16 protein-coding genes, 1 tRNA gene and 1 pseudogene are annotated in these 21,295 nt (G+C 56.6%); 10 read left to right on the top strand and 8 right to left on the bottom strand.

What is annotated here, in order from left to right:
• Nucleotides 1-159: 159 nt before the first annotated feature.
• The 4 genes from HFD94_RS03540 to HFD94_RS03525 all read left to right on the top strand — a co-directional run bounded on the left by HFD94_RS03540 (nt 160) and on the right by HFD94_RS03525 (nt 2,263).
• A tRNA-Asn gene (locus HFD94_RS03540) sits at nt 160-235 on the top strand.
• Nucleotides 236-603: 368 nt separating this feature from the next.
• Nucleotides 604-948, top strand: coding sequence for a helix-turn-helix transcriptional regulator (locus tag HFD94_RS03535; RefSeq protein WP_061901302.1), 345 nt, complete (start codon nt 604-606; stop codon nt 946-948).
• Nucleotides 933-1,244, top strand: a complete 312-nt coding sequence (locus HFD94_RS03530; RefSeq protein ID WP_033758331.1) for a HipA N-terminal domain-containing protein — start codon at nt 933-935, stop codon at nt 1,242-1,244. The genes HFD94_RS03535 and HFD94_RS03530 overlap by 16 nt, the downstream gene beginning before the upstream one ends.
• On the top strand, nt 1,241-2,263 hold the full coding sequence (locus HFD94_RS03525) for a type II toxin-antitoxin system HipA family toxin (RefSeq protein ID WP_167432758.1): 1,023 nt from the start codon (nt 1,241-1,243) through the stop codon (nt 2,261-2,263). The genes HFD94_RS03530 and HFD94_RS03525 overlap by 4 nt, the downstream gene beginning before the upstream one ends.
• 127 nt (nt 2,264-2,390) lie before the next feature.
• Here HFD94_RS03525 and katG read toward each other — a convergent pair whose 3' ends face one another.
• From katG to HFD94_RS03505, 4 genes are all read right to left on the bottom strand, one after another.
• Entirely contained in the window at nt 2,391-4,610 is a 2,220-nt protein-coding gene (katG, locus tag HFD94_RS03520) for a catalase/peroxidase HPI (RefSeq protein ID WP_033758333.1), read from the bottom strand.
• A 187-nt stretch (nt 4,611-4,797) separates the two neighbouring features.
• A complete protein-coding gene (locus tag HFD94_RS03515) occupies nt 4,798-7,893 on the bottom strand; it encodes an efflux RND transporter permease subunit (protein WP_061901300.1) in 3,096 nt (1,031 codons plus the stop codon).
• Entirely contained in the window at nt 7,890-8,987 is a 1,098-nt protein-coding gene (locus tag HFD94_RS03510) for an efflux RND transporter periplasmic adaptor subunit (protein ID WP_061901299.1), read from the bottom strand. Before HFD94_RS03510 ends, HFD94_RS03515 begins: the two co-directional genes overlap by 4 nt.
• A gap of 424 nt (nt 8,988-9,411) precedes the next feature.
• A complete protein-coding gene (locus HFD94_RS03505; RefSeq protein WP_061901298.1) occupies nt 9,412-10,434 on the bottom strand; it encodes an LLM class flavin-dependent oxidoreductase in 1,023 nt (340 codons plus the stop codon).
• A 208-nt stretch (nt 10,435-10,642) separates the two neighbouring features.
• On the opposite strand from HFD94_RS03505, the gene HFD94_RS03500 reads away from it, so the two are divergent.
• The 4 genes from HFD94_RS03500 to HFD94_RS03485 all read left to right on the top strand — a co-directional run bounded on the left by HFD94_RS03500 (nt 10,643) and on the right by HFD94_RS03485 (nt 14,662).
• Nucleotides 10,643-11,605, top strand: a complete 963-nt coding sequence (locus tag HFD94_RS03500; RefSeq protein ID WP_122888715.1) for a fatty acid desaturase — start codon at nt 10,643-10,645, stop codon at nt 11,603-11,605.
• On the top strand, nt 11,598-12,371 hold the full coding sequence (locus HFD94_RS03495) for a phosphate/phosphite/phosphonate ABC transporter substrate-binding protein (RefSeq protein ID WP_122888714.1): 774 nt from the start codon (nt 11,598-11,600) through the stop codon (nt 12,369-12,371). Before HFD94_RS03500 ends, HFD94_RS03495 begins: the two co-directional genes overlap by 8 nt.
• A 185-nt stretch (nt 12,372-12,556) precedes the next feature.
• A complete protein-coding gene (locus tag HFD94_RS03490; RefSeq protein WP_122888713.1) occupies nt 12,557-13,471 on the top strand; it encodes a ketopantoate reductase family protein in 915 nt (304 codons plus the stop codon).
• Nucleotides 13,472-13,600: 129 nt separating this feature from the next.
• Complete coding sequence (locus tag HFD94_RS03485; protein WP_122888712.1) at nt 13,601-14,662, top strand: LacI family DNA-binding transcriptional regulator; 1,062 nt, start codon at nt 13,601-13,603, stop codon at nt 14,660-14,662.
• Between the two features lie 93 nt (nt 14,663-14,755).
• On the opposite strand, the gene tmaR is transcribed toward HFD94_RS03485, so the two are convergent.
• From tmaR to dacD, 3 genes are all read right to left on the bottom strand, one after another.
• Nucleotides 14,756-15,082: a PTS system regulator TmaR gene (gene tmaR / locus HFD94_RS03480; protein WP_004571340.1), complete on the bottom strand. Its 327-nt coding sequence runs from the start codon at nt 15,080-15,082 to the stop codon at nt 14,756-14,758.
• A gap of 160 nt (nt 15,083-15,242) precedes the next feature.
• On the bottom strand, nt 15,243-16,301 hold the full coding sequence (locus HFD94_RS03475; RefSeq protein WP_010670945.1) for an FUSC family protein: 1,059 nt from the start codon (nt 16,299-16,301) through the stop codon (nt 15,243-15,245).
• 265 nt (nt 16,302-16,566) lie between these two features.
• Nucleotides 16,567-17,730 carry a serine-type D-Ala-D-Ala carboxypeptidase DacD gene (dacD, locus tag HFD94_RS03470; protein ID WP_022624996.1) on the bottom strand — a complete coding sequence of 388 codons (1,164 nt, stop codon included), beginning with the start codon at nt 17,728-17,730 and terminating at the stop codon, nt 16,567-16,569.
• A 152-nt stretch (nt 17,731-17,882) separates the two neighbouring features.
• Between dacD and HFD94_RS03465 the strand changes: the two are divergent.
• Nucleotides 17,883-18,092, top strand: a pseudogene (locus tag HFD94_RS03465) (type VI secretion system tube protein Hcp); the annotation flags it as partial.
• Nucleotides 18,093-18,352: 260 nt separating this feature from the next.
• The gene (sbcB, locus tag HFD94_RS03460) at nt 18,353-19,780 is read left to right on the top strand and encodes an exodeoxyribonuclease I (protein ID WP_061901291.1); all 1,428 of its coding nucleotides are present in this window, start codon (nt 18,353-18,355) and stop codon (nt 19,778-19,780) included.
• 58 nt (nt 19,781-19,838) lie between these two features.
• On the opposite strand, the gene HFD94_RS03455 is transcribed toward sbcB, so the two are convergent.
• The gene (locus HFD94_RS03455) at nt 19,839-21,194 is read right to left on the bottom strand and encodes a GntP family transporter (RefSeq protein WP_061703789.1); all 1,356 of its coding nucleotides are present in this window, start codon (nt 21,192-21,194) and stop codon (nt 19,839-19,841) included.
• Nucleotides 21,195-21,295: the final 101 nt, after the last annotated feature.

Raw genomic sequence — 21,295 nt, 5'->3', positions numbered from 1 at the left:
TTTACACGTGCCGTTTTGCCGGATGAGTCAGCCGCACAGGCAGCTCTTTCAGTGCTTAAAACGCCATAGTGGCGACTATTTCAGCAGTCGCGCTGATTTATGAAAAAGAGCTTTGACATGGCCCGGCGTGGCCGTTACTATGCGCCCCGTTCAAACGATTCCTCTGTAGTTCAGTCGGTAGAACGGCGGACTGTTAATCCGTATGTCACTGGTTCGAGTCCAGTCAGAGGAGCCAAATTAGAAAAGCCTGCTTAGGAAACTAAGCGGGCTTTTTGCTTTTCATACTTCTGATAAAATTTTTGCGTCTTACTCAGTCTGTTTACTCTTCAAATTCCCGGTTCTTTTCGTTAGTGCCTGATACTTAGACATTCGGTGCCGCCCTCACTTAAAGGTTCATTTCTGACCCCTACATCTCATACTCTCTTTAACAAATGCATTAATAGTGACTTAAAGTGTCATAAATGACCTTTCATCCGCATATTTCACAGTCTGGCTGTAAGCTGAGAAGATGATACCGGTAAATAGTTCAAAAATGACCCTTTTAGTACTATAGTCGGACCATATCGTTTCAAAAACGTACTGAAATTGCAGAAAAGGTCAAAAATGAACCTTGATGAGATTAAATCTTCGCTGCTAAGCCTTTCTGAGTCAGATCGGCAAAAGGTATTGGCGGGGTTAGCTTTGAGTAGAGAAGTCACAACAGAAGCAATAAATGCGGACAAACCGGACACCCGATCGGAGCTGAGTGATCTGACGTTTCCGACACTGCCACAACTACTGGCCAATGAACTCAAACGACAAAACATCACCTATGAAGAGATGGCGATTCAGATTGGTGTATCACTCTCAACATTTAAACGACTGATTGCTAAACCATCTTCTGCAAAGGCAATAAATCTTCACGCCTTGCTTAAAGAACTGGGTATAAAAGTATGGCTCGAAAAATAGAGGTGTGGCTTTACAACACGCTGGCAGGAACACTGAGTGAAGGGCAAAGCGGTTATACTTTCTGCTACCTGCCCACTTATGTCGGCTGTGCGATATCTCTCAGCATGCCGGTAAGACCTGAGCCCTATTTAAGTGAAGAGCTACATCCCTTCTTTAAAGGTTTAGCGCCGGAAGGCTGGTTGCGAAAACGCTATTCTGAAATTCAAAAAATTGATGATAAGGATCTGTTCGGTTTACTGATGGAAAATGGCAACGATTTGCTTGGGGCAGTCGTCTTTAAAGAGATAACATCATGAATTCAGAACGCTGCCTGATCACATTAAAACGGCTTAAAGAATCTGAGCTAAAAACCGGCTACTCAACAAAAGGCATCCGGCATCTGCTGGGTAGTCTGAATGTGGCTCTTAGCCTGCCGTTTACGCGCAGTCAGTTTATTCAGGAACTCCCTGAACGTCAGAAAGGCATGAGCATTTCAGGCTATCAACCCAAACTGTCGCTTCGCCTGGCAAAGGGAGAACTGGTGGTCGTCAGCAATGATGGCACCTATATCCTGAAACCCTCTCCGGAAGAATACCCACACCTGGCAGAAAACGAGCATGCCACTATGTGCGTTATGCAGCGTCTGAAATTTGACGTACCCCCGTTCGGGCTGATGCCATTCAGACACGATGAAAATCGGCCAGAAGAACTGGCGTTTGTCATTAAAAGGTATGACCGGACAGCGTCAGATAACGCGAGATTACATCATGAACAGCTGGATGGCGCGATGGGTCTCGGCGATAAATATGGCAGGATTGATAATCATAAAGCCATCAGTTACGAGAAAGCCGCTAAATTCCTGAATACCAGAGTGAACAGCAGTTTAAAGAGTAAACGTGACCTCTTTTTGCGCATCGTGTATGCCTATGTGCTGGGAAACAATGATTTTCATCTGCGCAATATTGGGATTATCCTGCCTCCGCAGGGTTCACCCTGGCTGGCCCCGGTTTATGACTTTATCAGCGTTGTGCCCTACCCTGCAGCGTTTGGAGAGTATTTAGCTTTGCCCCTGCTGGAACGCGAAGAAAATGATGCAGGAAACGCACCGGGAATCAATTCAGAGTACGGAGAATATCTGGGTGCAGACTTTATCCTGCTTGCCCAGGGTATGGATATTAATCCGACACTGGCACGAAAATGGCTTTCCGAGGTGGTGAGTCATCATCAGCTTATTATCGATACTTATAATGAAAGTCATATGCCTGAATCGCAGCGGGAAGCCGTACTTGCCTACGTGGCCCGAAGAATCACGTTACTGGCAGTGACCGAAATTTAAATGATGCCATTAACCTGTTGTACCTGGGTTGTAAAAGGATAGTTAAGCGGTCGAATAACTCACCTGCTCTCATAAAAAAAAACCCGCTAATATCAGCGGGTTTCAGGTTTTATAACGTCAACAGCAATCAGAGTTCAAACCGATCCAGATTCATCACCTTGGTCCAGGCGGCAACAAAGTCTTTGACGAATTTTTCACGGGCGTCGCTGCTGGCGTAGACTTCCGCCGAGGCGCGTAACACCGCATTGGAGCCAAACACCAGATCGGCACGCGTGGCGGTAAAACGGGTTTCGCCAGTGACGCGATCCCGTCCAATGAATTTCTCATTGGTCGAATCGGCGGCTTTCCACTCGGTGCGCATATCCAGCAGATTCACGAAGAAGTCTGTGTTCAGCGTCCCTGTGTGGTGCGTGAAGATGCCGTGCTGGCTGCCATCAAAGTTAGCACCCAGCGCACGCATTCCGCCAACCAGCACCGTTAACTCCGGCACGGTCAGGGTCAGCTGCTGCGCTTTATCGATCAGCAGATTTTCGGTGGTGGTTTTGCCGAAGCCAGTACCGTAGTTACGGAAACCATCTGCACGCGGTTTCAGCAGATCGAATGACTCGATATCAGTCTGATCCTGACGCGCATCAACACGGCCCGGAGTAAATGGCACCTCAATTTCAACGCCAGCTGCTTTCGCCGCCTGCTCAACGCCGACCACACCCGCCAGCACGATCACATCTGCCAGTGAAGCCTTGTGCGCTTCGCGTTGCACCGCTTCCAGCGTCGGCAGCACGCGTGCTGCGACGGCATTGACGTCCCACTCACGCTGCGGCAGCAACGCCAGGCGGGCACCGTTGGCACCGCCACGTTTGTCGCCGCCACGGAAGGTTGATGCCGAAGCCCAGGCAACCGAAACCAGCTCGCTGACGCTGAGGCCGGTTGCAGCGATTTTCTCTTTCAGCTGCGCGATATCCGCCACGGTTGGATGATAAACCGGTGCAGGCAGCGGATCCTGCCAGATCAGATCTTCCTGCGGGACTTCAGGTCCGATGTAGCGCGCTTTTGGCCCCATATCACGGTGAGTCAGTTTAAACCAGGCACGGGCAAAGGCTTCGTTGAACGCCTGCGGATCGTTGTGGAAACGACGCGAAATCTTTTCAAACTCCGGGTCAAATCGCAGCGTCAGATCGGTCACCAGCATGGTCGGCTTGTGTTTCTTCGCGGCGTCAAACGCATCCGGGATAATATCCGGCGCATCAGCTGCCACGAACTGGATGGCACCGGCCGGGCTGCGCGTCTGAACCCACTCATATTTGAACAGGTTCTCGAAGAAGTAGTTACTCCACTGGGTTGGCGTCTGAGACCAGATCACTTCCAGACCGGAGGTAATCGCATCTGCGCCAACGCCCGTGCCGTGGCTGTTGACCCAGCCCAGGCCCTGCGCCTCAATCGGTGCAGTTTCCGGATCGACACCGACGTGGCTGGCCGGTGCGGCACCGTGGGTTTTACCCAGCGTATGTCCACCAGCAATCAATGCCACGATCTCTTCGTCGTTCATGCCCATGTTGCCGAAAGTGGCGCGAATAGCCGGGGCCGCAGAGGCAGGATCGCCGCTGTGTTCCGGGCCTTCCGGATTCACGTAGATCAGACCCATTTCGGTAGCGCCCAATGGCGACTGCGCCAGGGATTCCGGGTGACGGTGTTCCAGCCAGGCGGCTTCTTCACCCCAGTTCACATCCATATCCGGTTCCCAGACATCTTCACGTCCGGCACCAAAGCCGAAGGTACGGAATCCGGAGTTTTCCAGCGCGACGTTGCCCGCCAGAATGTAGAGGTCGGCCCAGGAGATCTTCTGACCATATTTCTGTTTAACCGGCCACAGTAAGCGGCGCGCTTTATCCAGACTGACGTTGTCTGGCCAGGAGTTTAGGGGTGCGAAGCGTTGCTGACCACGACCTGAACCACCGCGTCCGTCCACGGAGCGATAGGTTCCGGCGCTGTGCCAGGCCATACGAATAAACAGGCCGATATAGCTGCCCCAGTCAGCGGGCCACCAGGCTTGTGACTCGGTGAGCAACCCTTTGATGTCAGCTTTCAGCGCTGAGTAATCTAATTTGGCAAATTCTTTACGGTAATCGAAGGATTCATCAAGCGGGTTCGAACGGGATGAATGCTGGTTCAGCAGGTCAACCCGGAGTTGATTAGGCCACCAGTCGCGGTTGGTTGTTCCGCCGCCCGGCGCCTGATTTTCCTGAGAAGGCTTACCAGCATGAAAAGGACATTTGCCCTCGGGCGCTTCGCGATCGGCTTCGACAATAGGCTTTGCATCTTTTGCATCTTCATCAATGGAATTGCTCATGGTCACACCTCTTTTTTGTATTTTCATCGCTACTCTATAGAGGATTTTCAGGATCGCACACCTGTCTCATCCTATCTGTTTGATAGCTTTTACCTTTTTATACACCTTCTTCAAAAGCTTAAAACAATGAATTGACGGTTGCTGCCAGGCTGCAGAGAGCAGCGAAGCGGCAACCGTCACCCTGAGACTATTCCGACAGCGCCGGTTTCACAACTGCCGTTTTGCTGCCCGGCAGGCGGATGCGGAACCAGATAGCGTACATTGCGGGCAGGAAAACCAGCGTGATCAGGGTGCCGCCCAGCGTGCCACCAATCAGGGTATAGGCCAGCGTTCCCCAGAACACCGAGTGGGTCAGTGGAATAAACGCCAGAATCGCCGCCATTGCCGTCAGCAGCACCGGACGGGCACGCTGCACTGTCGCTTCGACCACTGCATCAAAGGGTGCCAGACCCTCCTGTTCATTGTGGTGGATCTGCCCTATCAGAATCAGCGTGTTACGCATCAGGATGCCCGACAGGGCAATCAGCCCGACCAGTGCATTAATACCAAAAGGCTGACTGAACAGCAGCAGCGTCGGCACGACGCCAATCAGCCCGAGAGGCGCAGTCAGAAAGACCATGATCATCGCCGACAGAGAACGCGCCTGCAGAATGATGATCAGCAGAGTGATCGCAATCATGATCGGGAACAGCGGGGCCATCGCCTGGGTCGCTTTACCGGACTCCTCTATTGAACCGGCCAGTTCAATGCGGTAGCCCGCGGGCAGCGTCGCGATGATCGGTTGCAAGGCTTTGTTCAGCGCCGTCGAGACGTCAGGCGGCTCCAGGGAATCGGCGATATCACCCCGAACGGTGATGGTCGGCGTGCGGTCGCGCCGCCGCAGCACGGGATCTTCCATTTTCACCTGCACATCACCAATCTGCGATAAGGGAATACGCTGACCCGCGGCGCCCACCAGCGTGAAGTCGGCGATTTTAGCCGGATCGAGGCGGGTTTGTCCGGCCGCACGCCCCACCACCTGGACCGCGCGGATATCTTCCCGCACGGTAGTGACAGGCACGCCCGACAGCAGAAACTGTAATTGCCGGGCGACGTCACTGGATGTCAGCCCCACTGCCTGCAGCCGGTTCTGATCCAGTGAGAAATGCAGCGTCGGCACGGGGGCGCCCCAGTCGGTGTTCACCGTCCTCATCATCGGGCTGGCCCGCAGGACCGCTTCCACCCGATCGGCAATCGCGCGCAGGCGGGCCGGATCGGGCCCCATCACCCGCCACGCCACCGGATAAGGGGAGTATGGGCCAAACACCAGCTGCGTCACACGAACCTGCGCTTCAGGCACCAGACCGCTGGCAATGGCGGCGCGCAGCTGCGTTTTCAGTGCCTCACGCGCGTCCTGACTGTCGGTCAGTACCACCAGCTTGGCAAAGGCCGGATCGGGCAGTTCCGGTGCCATCGCCAGATAAAAACGCGGTGGCCCCTGACCAATATAGGTGGTGACGATTTTTGCCTGCTGCTGCTGTTTAAGCCAGGTCTCAACCTTTTCAGCCGCTGCGCGGGTCTGTTCTATGGCGCTGCCGTAGGGGAGCTGAACTTCAACCAGCACTTCAGGCCGGTCTGAGGTCGGGAAAAACTGTTTTTTCACCAGCGCCATACCGAGCACAGCGGCGATAAACAGGGCAATCACCACGCCTGCCACCCAGCCTTTACGGGCAATCACGCGGGTCAGCAGGCGGCGAAAGCGGTTGTAGTGGCGGGTGTTGTAGATCGCTGCGTGGCCGCCTTCTACCGTTTTGATGGCTGGCAGCAGCTTTACGCCAAGATAAGGGGTGAACACCACCGCGACGATCCAGGAGGCGATCAACGCGATGCCGACTATCCAGAACATATTGCTGGTGTACTCGCCCGCCGTGGACTGCGCAAACCCATTGGGCATAAACCCGACGGCCGTAACCAGGGTGCCTGCCAGCATTGGTGCCGCCGTATGACTCCAGGCATAGGCAGAAGCCTTAATGCGGTCGTAGCCCTCCTCCATTTTCACTACCATCATCTCAATGGCGATAATGGCGTCGTCCACCAGCAGGCCCAGCGCCAGAATCAGCGAACCCAGCGTGATGCGGTCAAAGTTTTTGCCGGAAGCCTCCATCACCACAAACACCACCGCCAGGGTGAGCGGCACCGCAGCCGCGACCACTACCCCGACACGCCAGCCCATGCTGACAAAGCAGACCACCATCACCACCAGCAACGCCACGACGAACTTAACCATAAATTCATCAACCGCCGAGCGGATATTGACGGACTGATCGGTGACCTGAGTCAGTGAGAGCCCCAGCGGCATCGCCTGGTTAATGCGGGCGGTTTCAGCCGCCAGTGCCTTGCCGAGTTCCAGACCGTTCCAGCCTTCACGCATTACGATACCCAGCAGCAGCGCCGGTTCGCCCTGATTGCGCACCATAAAGGTGGCGGGATCTTCGTAACCCCGGGTCACCGTAGCCACGTCCGCCAGCTTCAGGCTTCTCCCCTGCGCCACAATCGGCGTCTCACGGATTTTTTCCAGTTTATCGAACGCGCCATCCAGGCGGATAAAGACCTGCGGCCCCTGCGTATCAATCGATCCCGCTGGCGTCAGGACATTCTGATCGTTCAGCGCAGCAAAAATTGCCTGCGGAGTGATGCCGAGTGTCGCCAGCCGATCGTGTGAAAACGACACATAGATGCGTTCACTCTGCTCACCGATGATATTGACCTTTTTCACGCCAGGCAGATGCAGCAGTCGCTGACGCAGTGATTCCGCTTCACGAACCAGCAGGCGCTGCGGCTCCCCTTTTGCCTTCAGCGCCAGCAGTGCAAAGGTCACGTCGGAGAACTCGTCGTTGATCATCGGCCCGATGACCCCGGCAGGCAGATTTCTGCTCTCATCACCCAGCTTCTTACGCGCCTGGTAAAACTCCTCCTGAACCTGGGAAGGCGGCGTTTTGTCCTGCAGGGATAACATAGTGAAAGCCAGACCGGGGCGCGTGTACGTCTCGCTACGGTCATACCACCTCAGCTCCTGCAGACGCTTTTCCAGCGGCTCGGCCACCTGATCCTGCATCTCCTGAGCCGTCGCACCCGGCCAGGCGGAGATAATCGTCATCTGTTTTACGGTGAACGGTGGATCTTCTGCCCGTCCCAGTTCGAAAAAGGACAAGACGCCCGCCACGGTAATCAGGATGATCAGAAACAGCGTAATAGCGCGCTCGCGCACGGCCAGCGCTGACAGATTAAAGCGTCCCTGGCTCATGGCTGGCTCCCGGCAACGGCAGCGTCATCGGGGCGCACGCGCTCCCCCTGCTGCAACAGATGCGCGCCCAGCGCCACTATCTGATCGCCAGCATTAAGCTGACCCGTGACGGTGGCCGCCTCGTCACTTATCGACACCACCGTCACCGGCCGCCAGGCAACGGTAGCGGGCTGGCCGGTAATATCCCAGACGCCTGGCCCTTTACCGGCATCGTAGATCGCCGCCAGCGGAACCTGCAGCAGCGGTTGCGACGGTTTATTTGGCAGCGTGATTGTGACGGTGGCTCCCAGCGGAGCGCTGGCCAGTGTGCCCTCCAGCACATATCTCGCCTCAAAGGTGCGCGTCATCGGATCGGCCACATCAGCCAGTTGGCGCAGCCGGGCAGAAACCGGCGCACTGTCCGCACCATACAGCGTTGCCTTTGCCTCACTTCCCACTGCCGGGCGAAGGGTCTCTGGCAACTGAACGCTCGCCTCGCGCTGTCCGGATCTGGCCAGTCTGATGACGGCCTCACCGGCACTCACAACCTGACCCGGCTCCGCCAGCGTTGCCATCACCACGCCATCGTCATCAGCCAGGAGCAGCGCATATCCGCTGGCGTTACCTGCCACGCTGGCCTGCGCCTGGGCGGCTTTCAGCTCAGCCTGAGCGGTGGCCGCAGCGGCACGAATCTGGTCGTATGCCGACGCAGAAACTGCCCCGGTTGCCACCAGAGTGCGGTAACGCGCCTGATCGGCGCTGGCCTGTCTGACGCGTGCCTGCGCGGCGGCAACGGCCTGCTGCTGAGCCTGGGCCAGCAGCCGGAGATCTGCCGGGTCGAGCCGCATCAGCGGCTGACCGCGCGTCACCCGCTGGCCGCTATCCACCAGCCGTTCGAGGATTTTTCCTGAGACCCGAAAGCCGAGGTCGCTCTGAACCCGGGCAACCACGACGCCACTAAACGCACGGCTGCCATCGGTGGCGCTGATGACCTTTGTGACCCTGACCAGCGGCGGCTGCGTGCGCGGATCGTCTTTGGGTGAATTATCCCGGCAACCCGCCAGCGCCAGTGGCAGTAGACAAACAACCAGAATGGCAGGATTGAACCTGAGCATAGATTACCTTCAACAGTAAGCAGGAGAGTGACGCCATTCTCTTATCATGTGACCAATACTGTCAATAGTCACAAATTGCGTAAAGGCATTGTCCGTTCATACAGGTTATGAAAACACGTTAAACCAGGGAAATGCGTTGATGAAGGGTTCAGGCCCACCCTGAGCAGAGGAAACATCCCATTCAGTAACAAGTGACGAAATAAATCATAAGTCACAAAATCTGCATATTCCGTACACTGGAAACAGAGTGACGAAAAGGCTCTGTCAGGGCCTGGAATGGCTCGTCAGAGAGAAGTTCAGAGAGGATAAAGCAGAAAAAGCGGGGAGTGATGACGCGCGTTTACAGCAGAATCACCGCAGGCGCTTTGTCATCTGCGCCTGCGGTGGATCTCACAGCGCCCTGCTCTTCAGGGCGCTCTGTCACTTAACGCCAGCCGAGTTCCGGGGCGACATACTTCAGGATCGCCTCAATCACATGGGCGTTGTAGGCGACACCAAGCTGGTTAGGCACAGTAAGCAGCAGGGTGTCGGCTTCGGAAATCGCCTCATCCTGCGCAAGCTGCTTAATTAACGCCTCTGGCTCTGCGGCATAGCTGCGGCCAAAGATAGCGCGGGTTTTCTCATCGAGAAAGCCCACGGAATCCTGTTCGTTACCGCTGCGGCCAAAGTACGCGCGGTCCATATCATTTACCAGCGCAAAGATGCTGCGACTGACGGAGACGCGTGGCGCATGCTGATGCCCCGCCGCTTTCCAGGCCTCACGGTAGGCGCGAATCTGTTTTGCCTGCTGAATGTGGAACGGCTCGCCGGTCTCATCATCTTTCAGGGTTGAACTTTGCAGGTTCATGCCCATTTTTGCCGCCCATTCTGCGGTGGCGTTGGAGCCGGATCCCCACCAGATGCGGTCGCGCAGGCCTTCAGAGAGCGGCTCAGGACGCAGCAGGCCTGGCGGATTGGGGAACATGGGCTGTGGATTTGGCTTAGCAAAACCTTCGCCGCGCAGCACCTCCAGAAACTCTTCGGTGTGACGACGGCCCATATCCGCATCGCTTTCTCCCGCTTTCGGTTCAAAGCCGAAGTAACGCCAGCCATCGATTACCTGCTCAGGTGAACCGCGGCTCAGACCCAGTTGCAGACGACCATTGGAGATCAGGTCTGCCGCGCTGGCGTCTTCCACCATGTAGAGTGGGTTTTCGTAGCGCATGTCGATGACACCGGTGCCGATCTCAATCGTTTTGGTGCGCGCTGCAACGGCAGCCAGCAGCGGAAACGGCGAGCTGAGCTGGCGGGCAAAATGGTGGACGCGGAAGTAAGCGCCATCTGCGCCCAGCTCTTCGGCGGCGACCGCTAAGTCGATCGATTGCAGTAACACATCCTGCGCGGTACGGGTGGCGGACTGAGACGAAGGCGTCCAGTGACCAAAGGATAAGAAGCCAATATTTTTCATCTGTATTTCTCCTGACAGGCGGTAAACGCCCGTGGATGCAAGGCGATTTTTGATAGAGAAAGGTTACGCCCCCGGAGCCGCCACTGATAGTCAATATCTTTCAGCGCCATATTCAGGAATTTCGACATAGCTAAGCAGATTATCCACTTTGCCTTTGCCCGCCCTTTCTTTCACTGTTCAGATTCCCGCTTCCGCTGTCAGGTGAATCATGCACACCGGTTATCTCTCTCTACAGCAGCGCGCCTGGCTTAAAGCGCGTGCACGCAGCTGGCTCTGGCGCAGCGAACTGCCGACCTGGCTGCTAATCGGTGTGATCTATGGCGGCTGGTTTTCGGTGATGCTGAACGCGCAGATGCTGGGACGGCTGCCCGCCACCCTGCTGCTGATCGTCTTCACTGGCTGGTATATGTCGCTGCAGCATGAGCTGATCCACGGCCATCCCACACGCTGGCCGCGGGTGAATCAGCTATTTGGCACCCTGCCGCTGGCGGTCTGGTATCCCTACGGACTCTATCGCGATTCTCATCTGGCCCATCATCGCAATCACACCCTGACCGAGCCGGATGAGGATCCGGAAACCTACTACCTCTCCGCTGCTCGCTGGGCGAAGTTACCGCGCTGGCAGCAGCAGCTGATTCATCTGCGTAACACTTTTTTGGGGCGGTTGCTGCTCGGCCCGCTGCTGGATGTGGCGGCGACATTCGGCGGGATGTGGCAGGCACTGCGCCGCGGCGATCGGCCCGCGATAGCGATGTGGCTGCTGCACGGGACGCTGCTGGCACTACTGTTTTTCTGGATGGCGCGGCAGGGATTTTCGCCGCTGTGGTATCTGCTGGCGGTGAGTTATCCTGCGCTGGCGCTGACCAAAGTGCGCTCCTTCTATGAGCATCGTGCGGCGGACGATCCGCTGGCACGGTCGGTGAATAATGAAGCGGCGTGGCCGTGGCGCATGCTATTCCTGAATCTGAACTACCATTCAGTGCATCACGACCTCCCCGGCGTCCCCTGGTATGGCCTGCGCCGCCTCTATCTGCGCGATCGCGAGCATTACTACCAGCGCAATCACGGCTTTCGCGTGGCGGGCTATCGGGTCTGGCTGCGTCAGTTCTGGGTCAGACCGGTCGGGGTCAATGTCCATCCGGGACGATCAGCGGAGAAAACGCATGAATAACCTGCTCGCCTTGCCGATGTATGCGATTCACCCGCCCGCCACACGGGCACTGATACAGGCTGTGGTTACCCTGCTGACGCAGCACGGCATCGCTACGCAGCCGGTCTGGCCTGAGGACCTGCTGACACACTGGCAGGATAACCGGTTGTTGCTGAGCCAGACCTGCGGCTATCCGCTGGTCAGCCAGCTTCCTGCGGTTCAGCTGGTCGGCACCTTTCACTATCAGGCCCCAGGCTGCACCGGCCGTGACTATCGCAGCTGGCTGGTGGCGCGGGACAAACAGGCGGCGCTGGCCGATTTTAACGGCCAGCGGGCCGTAGCTAACAGCCAGGACTCTCACTCCGGTTATAACGCGCTACGGTTTGTGGCATCGCTTCAGGGCGTGAGGTTTTCGCAGCTGCTGCTGAGCGGCGGGCATCGTCAGTCGCTGGCAGCACTGCGTGATTCACAGGCGGATATCGCGGCTATCGACTGCGTCAGCTGGGCGCTGCTGGCGCGCTATGAGCCGGATGCGCTGCGCGGCCTGCATATCATCGGTGAGACGCCAGCCGCACCCGGATTGCCGTTGATCACGGCAGCCCCGACGTCAGTGGACCGGCTGGAGAGACTCCGCACGGCACTGCATCAGCTGGTGAACGATCCCGCCTGGCGCACCGTCTGCGACGACAATTTGATCGGCGGATTCAGCCCGATGCAGCGAGACGATTATCAGGGCGTGCTGGCGTGGGAACAGCAGGCTGCCGCGCTGGGCGTCACCCGGCTGTAACACACCCCTCTGTTTCGCCCTGCTGACCGGGCAGGGAAAATCTGATTTCTCTGCATCGTCCCCTCCCTGCCAGTGCTTTCCCGGCCTCTCATTTCATGCTCCCCGACGCGCTCTGACCGAGGCTAAGACTGGTAAGCCCGGTCACGGCGTTCTAAGGTAGAGGTTTTCAGCAGAGGGAGAGTGGGATGCGCATTCTGATGGCAGGCGCCGGCGCGACCGGTGGATATTTTGGTGCACGGCTGGCTCAGGCGGGCCAGGACGTGACTTTTCTGGTCCGCGAACGGCGTTATCAGCAGCTTCAGGCCAGCGGTCTGGTGTTGCAGACGCCGCAGGGCACTGAAACGCTACAGCCGCAGCTGGCTCAGGCGAGCAGCCTGACAGGCCACTATGATCTGATTATCGTGACGGTGAAGAGCTTTGCCCTTGATCAGGTGATGGAGGATATTTCACCTGTAGTGGGTCCGGAAACATTGATCATGCCGATTCTGAACGGATTGCGGCACATCGCGACGCTGCAACAGCGTTTCGGCGAAGATAAGGTGATTGGCGGCCTGTGCAAAATCAACGCGACGCTGGGTGACAATGGCGAAGTTATCCAGATGACGCCGCTGCATCAGCTCTATTATGGCGCGCTGGACGGTAACAACGATGCGCGACTGCAGCGGGTTGATGCGGCGCTGCGTGACTGTCAGGTCGATACCCGATTCAGCGATAACATCATGGATGAGCTGTGGGAGAAGTGGCTGCTGCTGAGCACGCTCGGCGCGGTTTGCTGCCTGGCGCGCGGAAATACCCAACAGATACTCACCTCGCGCGGCGGCGAAGCGCTGTTACAGGGTGTTTTCTCGGAGATTCTGTCAGTCATTACTGCCGAAGGCTATCAGACGCGTCCGGCGGCCACTGCCCGCATTCTTGAGCTGTTAAGCGATCCGGCCACCCCGATGACCTCCTCAATGTACCGCGATTTAACCCAGGGCTTTGATATCGAAGCCGATCAGGTGATAGGTGACCTGCTGCTGCGGGCGAAACGCCATAGTCTCGCCACGCCACTGCTTAACGCGGTGGATGTGAACCTTCAGGTCTATCTGCAGCAGCGTTAATGGCCCTGCCAGATACCGTGACCGGGTGCTGCAACGGACCCGGTTTTTGTGGTCGTGAAAGTGTGGTGTGCAGCAGCAGTGCAGCAGGAAAATTTGCTACACTCGTCGCTTCATCTTTTGGAGAGTTCAATGACTTCCCGCTCCGTGACCCTCGATGATGTCGCTCAACTGGCCGGCGTCTCATATCAAACCGTTTCACGTGTTTTAAATCGTTCTGAACAGGTGTCAGCCCGCACGCGGGAAAGGGTTGAGGCGGCGATGCTGCAGCTCAATTATGTGCCCAATCGTGTGGCGCAGCAGTTGGCCGGTAAGGCGACGCGTACGCTGGGTCTGGCCACCAGCGACCTGGCCCTGATGGCTCCTGCGCAGATCGCCTCGGCGATCCAGCAGCGCGCCGCCGGGGCGGGTTATCATCTGGTGATCGCCATGGACAGTGGTAACGATGCGGCAGCAACGGTGAATGAACTGCTGGCACAGCGGGTCGATGGACTGCTGATCAACCTGCCGCTGGAGGCAGATGAGGCGCAACAGATCCAGTTGCTCTGCGGCAGCAAACCGGTGCTGTTTCTGGATGTCGAACCCCAGGCGGCGGTAGCGCAGTGTCAGTACCCGAATGAGTCTGGCGCACGTGCCGCCGTTGAACATCTGGTGGCGCTGGGTCATCGTCAGATTGGTTTGTTAAACGGGCCGCTGCGCTCGGTCTCGGCCCGTCAGCGTGAAAATGCATGGCGTCAGGCGCTGGCCGATCATCAGCTGACACCGCACTGTTCTTTGCGCGGCGACTGGAGCGCGCAGTCGGGTTACCAGGCGCTGCTGGCGCAGCTTCCTGACGATCTGCCGCAGGCGCTGCTGGTGGCGAACGATCAGATGGCGTTGGGTGCGATGCGGGCGCTGCATCAGTATGGCGTAGCCATTCCTGGCGAGATATCGGTGATTGGATATGATGACACCGCCGAGAGTGCGTGGTATCAGCCGCCGCTGACCACGGTGCGGCAGGATTTGCACGCTCTTGGCGCGCAGAGCGTCGAGCGGATGCTGGCCCGGCTTCAGGGAGCAGAAGCGTCAGACAATGCACTGGAAACCACGCTGGTGATCCGGGAGACCACCGCCCCGCCTGCTGATGAGCGGGTCAATTTAGTGGCGCTGTCACAGCAGTTACAGGCGATCGCCCGCAGGCTGGCGGGAAAATAACGCTGCGCTGACGCAGGCAATAAAAAACCCGCCCCACCGGAGTGGATGCGGGTTGGCATAGGACGTCTGGCGCTTGCGCGCTGCTGTCTGCCCTTACGCTTTCGGGTGTTCGCCCACGCCCATCGCTTTGATCTTTTTCGACAGCTCGCGACGCTCTTTCGACAGGTCGGCGTTTTTGATGATGTACTCATCCACGCGATCTTCATAATCCACACGCATGCTGGCGATGATTTCCTGAATAGCCTCAACGCTCATGCCGGGTTTGATATATTCGCTCAGGTTGTCGAGCAGCAGTACGCGCTTCTGGTTGTCGCGAATTTTCTTCTCGTTGTCGACAATTTCACGCTGCAGTTTGTTTTTGCGGCGGAACATACGCACGAACTCCAGTACGTCCTGAAATGATTGCTTGGCATTTTCCATGATGGCACCTTTCTTTGAGCCTGCTGACGCAGGGAGAGAGTCAAAACGATCAGCTTAGCGGCTAGCCCGCCAGGTAAGCAATTTTCACAGCTAAATTCAGACTGGCTCTTATCTTAGCGCAAAGAAACCCTGTTTCACATTAAGTCATTGTCTGAGGTGATTATTTGCGCAGCGCCATTCGCATCAGGTCGGTCATCCGCTCCAGCTGTTTTGCCAGTTCCAGTGTCAGCCAGACGTAGCCGTAGATCGGCGTCTCCTCCAGACCTTCGCTGCCCGCTTCCGCGATCAGTCGCCGCAGTTCGCCACTGATTTCGGTCAGCTCGTGACTGTTAGCCACCACCTCTTCCGTTTCCCCTTCAATCGCCATGACCGACAGCGCCCGCAGCGTGTTCTCAGTCATCTGCTGGGTGCGGCGCAATGCAGGCGCGTTAAGCATAATCAGATGGCTCTCGCGCGATGCCCACCAGGCATTAATCTGCATCTCAATGGTGTAAACCATATTACGGTTGATGGTCTGGATCGCTTCAAGCACCGATTTTGGAATGCGCGTCTCTTTGCTTGACGGCTCCAGCAGCGCCCGCATTTTGATCACGCTGCTCAGCAATTTGCCCAGCGGCTTGTTCAGGCGTGGCTTTTCAACCAGGTTGGGTGAGAAACCGGCGTGATAGATTTTTGCCATTTCCGCCAGCGCGTCGGAGAGCTGAATGCGCCAGTGTGTATAGGCACGCTGCGCCCAGATAGCGGTAAACAGCAGCGCCATCAGCGAGCCCAGAATCACATCACCGCCGCGCCACAGTGCCATCGTGAAATCGCCGGTTGGTGCGCCCACGACCACGCTCAGCGTAATCCCGATCAACAACGCCATGTAGGGATGTTTGCCCAGCGTCAGGTAGCCGCTGATCATCATGATGATGCCGCACCAGGCCAGCATCATCGGCATCGAAATCAGCTCCAGCTTCAGGGCAATCAGACCGGATATTGACCCGGCGACCGTGCCGCTGATGCGCTGCAGTGCGCGCGGAAAGACATTCCCCCAGGTGGAGATGGGCCCCATCACCACCACCAGCGTAATCAGCGGCCAGGTGCCTTCAGGGATATCGGTCGCCCGCACAAAGATAAAGCAGAGCAAAAAGGCGATGGCAATACGCACACCGTGGACGGAGCGATAATGGCGATAAAACCAGAACTCCAGTTTTGATATGGGCTTATCGGGACGCAAAATGACTTTCCGGTTGCGGGAACATGGTGTGGCTATCTTAACGCTGAACGCGGCTCAGGCTTAGCGCGGGTCGGATATTTAAAACAGTTTTGACGTTCGCTTACAATTATCAACATCCGCCTCACATACTTTCCCGGTAGTTAAAAACAACTTAATGCGATTTTTTAACCTTTATCGGCTCTCAGTAACACGCTCAGAGCAGCCAGCGTGCAAGTAAAAACGGGCAGCCCGCAGGCTACCCGTTTTAGTGCTGACAATCGGCTAATCAGAACTTCTGCCTGAGATAATCCGTCAGGCGGGTAATTACACCTGCGGGTTCAACCGCACTCAGCGCCACCAGCGGATAGTGGGCAATCTGCTGATCTTTATCCATCACCTGAATTTCACCAATGACTTCGTTGGCTTTCAGCGGGGCTTCCAGATCTTTGCGATCGATAACATACTTCGCCTTCACGTTCTGCACTTCACTGCGCGGCAGTGACAGATAAACATCTTCTGCGGTACCCACATCCACCTGATGAGGATTGCCATACCAGACGTTTTCGCTGCCAATCTTCTTACCGGCATGGAACAGCTGAACGGTATCAAAGGTGTTCTGTCCCCAGACCAGCAGTTTACGCGCCTGCTCTTCGCGGCCTTTCGGGCTTTTACCGCCCATGACGACGGCGATCAGGCGATGCTTGCCCACCACATTCGAGGCGATGATGTTAAAGCCCGCGGTCTCCGTGTGACCGGTTTTCAGCCCATCAACGTGGAGATTATTATCCCACAACAGGCCATTACGGTTGTTCTGGGTAATGCCATTCCAGGTCAGGGTCTTCTCACTGTACATGGCATAAAAATCAGGCTCACCATCAATGATGGCGCGTGACAGTTTCGCCATATCCAGCGCGCTGGAGAACTGACCCGGCGCATCCAGACCATGAACCGTTTCAAAATGGGTATTCTGCAGGCCGAGCTTCTCAACGTAGTGATTCATCATGCCGACGAAGTTCGCTTCGCTGCCCGCCACATAATCAGCCAGGGCAACGCAGGCGTCGTTACCGGAGTCGATGATGACGCCACGGCTTAAATCCCGGACGCTCAGCTTATCGCCTGGCTTCAGGAACATCAGCGAGGAGCCTTTGAACACCGGATTACCCGCCGCCCAGGCATCTTTTCCGACCGTAACCATGTCGTCACGGCTGATTTTCTTCTGGTCAATGGCGCGATCAACCACGTAACCGGTCATCAGTTTGGTCAGGCTGGCGGGATTACGGCGTTCATCGGGATTGCCAGCAGTCAGAACCTGTCCTGTGGTGGCATCCATCAGCACCCAGGAAGCCGCATCAATCGCTGGTGGCGTCACAGGAAAGGGAATCGCATCAGCCTGCGCCAGCGAGGCCCAAAAAACAGTAGCGGTAACGGTGAACAGCAGACGCCTTTTCAACACTTCATCCTTAATTGCACGGGAGAGAAAATTTCTAAAACGAAACGGAAACAGCCGCACGTTTTACGGCAAAAGCGTTGTGAAGGTTTGAATAAATTGAAAAAAAGTATGAACTGCGACGGGTATGGCTGATGCCTGCAGAGTGGAGGTAACGGCTAATTGATGCAGGAAATGAGACCGAATATTTCAATATCATCCTGAAAAACGTTAAGGTCACCACGGTATCGCCCTGCCTTGCACCCAGCGGCATGAGCAGCACGCATCTGGAAACACCGGAATTACAGTATGCAGCAATAACCTGGAAATATGTCGAAGGGAATATTATCTATCGTGGCACATGGGATGAGCGAGCTACAGCCTGAGAGGTAAAAAGTCCGCTTTACTCCTTGCCCCTGACCGCTCAGTCAGATACTACGCCCCCCGCTACCATCCGAAACTTCAGGCCAGTGGGATTATGGTTTACCATGTAGTAAGTGAAGCCTGAGCCTGCATGACCTTGCCCGGCAAAGGCACCGCTCTCGCACCAGCAGCCAGGCGCCGATGAAGAAAGGCATCCAGCGAACGGGAAGCCTGATGACTTTCTGTTCATCAGTTTAGTGAACGCAATGAACGGATATGAAATTTGAATAACGACCGCGTACAGCCCACTTTCCTCTTCCACGATTACGAGACCTTCGGCACCAGCCCCTCTCGTGACCGGCCAGCCCAGTTTGCCGGCCTGCGCACCGACAGTGAGTTTAATCCGGTCGGCGAACCCGAAGTGTTCTACTGCCGTCCGCCTGATGACTATCTGCCACAGCCCGAAGCGGTGATGATCACCGGCATTACCCCGCAGATAGCGATGAGTCGCGGCGTGATCGAAGCTGAGTTCGCTGAACGCATCCACGCGTTGTTCACCACGGAGCAAACCTGTGTGGTGGGCTACAACAACGTGCGTTTCGATGATGAAGTGACGCGCAATATCTTCTATCGCAACTTTTACGATCCCTATGGCTGGGCCTGGCAAAACGGCAACTCACGCTGGGACCTGCTCGACGTGATGCGTGCCTGCTACGCGTTACGGCCAGAAGGGATCAACTGGCCGGAGAATGAAGAAGGTTTTCCCAGCTTCCGGCTGGAGCATCTGACCAAAGCAAACGGCGTCTCCCATGAAAATGCGCACGATGCCATGTCCGACGTTTACGCCACGCTGGCGATGGCGAAGCTGGTGAAGGAGAAGCAGCCAAAACTGTTTGAGTTTTTGTTTACCCATCGTAACAAAAACAAGCTGATGAACCTGATTGATATCCCGCAGATGAAACCGCTGGTTCATGTCTCCGGCATGTTCGGTGCCGCGCGCGGTAACACCAGTTGGATCGTACCGCTGGCCTGGCATCCCGATAACCGCAATGCGCTGATTGTGGTGGATCTGGCGGGCGACATGTCACCGCTGCTGCAACTGGATGCCGACACGCTGCGTGAGCGTCTTTACACGCCGAAAAACGATCTCGGCGATCTGCCTGCGGTGCCGGTCAAACTGGTGCATATCAATAAGTGTCCGGTGCTGGCGCCTGCCAGTACGCTGCGGCCGGAAGATGCGGCCCGGCTGAATATTGATCGTCAGCACTGCCTGGCGAATCTGGCGCTGCTGCGTCAGCAGCCCGACGTGCGGGAAAAACTGGTCACGCTGTTTGCCGAAGCGGAGCCGTTTGCACCGTCAGATGATGTGGACACACAACTCTATGATGGCTTCTTCAGTGATGCCGATCGGGCGGGGATGAATATTATCCGCCAGACCGCGCCCGCGAATCTGCCTGCGCTGGACCTGAGCTTTGAGAGTGCACGGGTAGCGAAACTGCTGTTCCGCTACCGGGCGCGTAACTTCCCCGGCACGCTGGATGATGCAGAGCAGCAACGCTGGTTGCAGCACCGTCGTGACGTGCTTAATGCCGATCGGGTGCAGGCGTTTATGCAGGAACTGGAAGGTCTGGCGAATCTGCACGAAGCGGATGCAGAAAAAGTTGGGCAGCTTAAAGCGCTCTATCTCTATGCGCAGGAGTTGGTTTCCTGAAGCACTAAGAGTCTGACCCGGTATCGCCTGCCGGGTCAGACTTTCTGATGCTGCTTAATCAGAGCACGGTCCACGCCAGCCAGGTCAGCGCAAAACCACTCAGCCCCATTAGCGTTGTCAGCACCGTCCAGGTGCGTAAACCGTCGGCCACCGAAAGTCCCAGATAACGGGTCACCACCCAGAATCCCGCATCATTGACATGCGACAATCCCAGACCACCAAAACAGGCCGCCAGGGTGACCAGTACCCGTTGCATATCCGTCACGCCGGTCACCGCCTGGGTCAGCAAACCGCTGGTGGTCAGGATCGCCACCGTGGCGGAACCCTGTGATGCACGCAGCGCCAGCGACAGGATAAATGCCGCTGGCACCAGCGGCAGATGCAGCGTTTCAAGCGTGACCGCCAGCGCTTTACCCACGCCCGACTCCACCAGCACTTTGCCGAATGCACCACCGGCCCCGGCCACCAGAATCACGCTGGCTGAGGTGGGAATGGCCCGGCCGGTCAGATCTTCCAGCTTATCTTTGCTCCAGCCACGCCGTACGCCCAGCAGCCAGGCCGCCAGCCCTAAGGCAATCAGCAGGGCAATCGGCGGTGTGCCGATCACGGTCATCACACTACGCAGCAGACTCCCTTCAGCCAGCAGTGTGTGTGACAGAGTTCCCAGCACGATCAATACAATCGGGACCACAATCAGGCCGCTGATGGTGAGCGCACCGGGTGGTGCCGGTTCATTCTTCTTTTCCTGCCCTTCCGGCTTCGCCATCTGCAACTGTTCCAGCACCTCCACCGACAGGGGGTAGTGGCGACGGTTCATGAATTTCGCTACGTAGTAGCCGATGATCCCGACCGGCACGGAAATCGCGATCCCCAGTATCATCAGCCATCCCATGTCGGTGTGCAGGATCCCGGCTGCCGCCGCTGCGCCCGGATGGGTCGGCAATGCCACATGTACCGTCAGCATCACACCCGCCATCGGCAGGCCAAACTTCAGCGGCGAGACCCGCGCCACTTTGGTAAAGCCATAAATCAGCGGAATAACAATGATAAAGCCGACTTCAAAAAATACCGGGATGCCAAGGATAAAGGCCGCCATGGTCAATGCCGCAACGGTACGCTTCAGCCCCAGCGTTTTACTGAAACGCTGCGCCAGCGACTCGGCACCGCCCGAGGCTTCAATGATCGCCCCGAGCATGGCACCAAGCACGATGATGATGGTGATGTGACCAAGCAGGCCGCCCATCCCGGTGATAATCGTCTCCATGATTTTTTCAGCCGGAATGCCGGTGGCGATGGCCACCAGCAGACTGACAATTAACAGGGCGACAAAGGGATGAACTTTGGCTTTGATGACCAGCAGCAGCAGGATCACGATGCTGGCGGTCGCTATGGCTAACAGCAGTGCGGTGGACATAGTAAACCTCAGAAATTGTTATATTTTTTAGGTTATCGGCGTACAGAATAAACAGGTGCAGGGTCAGAAAAAGGACGAAAAAATCTCAACCGGTGCCGAAA

Origin of the sequence: Pantoea sp. EKM20T (assembly GCF_011800485.1) — a bacterium.
GTDB lineage: Bacteria > Pseudomonadota > Gammaproteobacteria > Enterobacterales > Enterobacteriaceae > Pantoea > Pantoea agglomerans.
The sequence above is the reverse complement of the archived record's forward strand: the minus strand, read 5'-3'. Positions and strand labels throughout refer to the sequence as shown.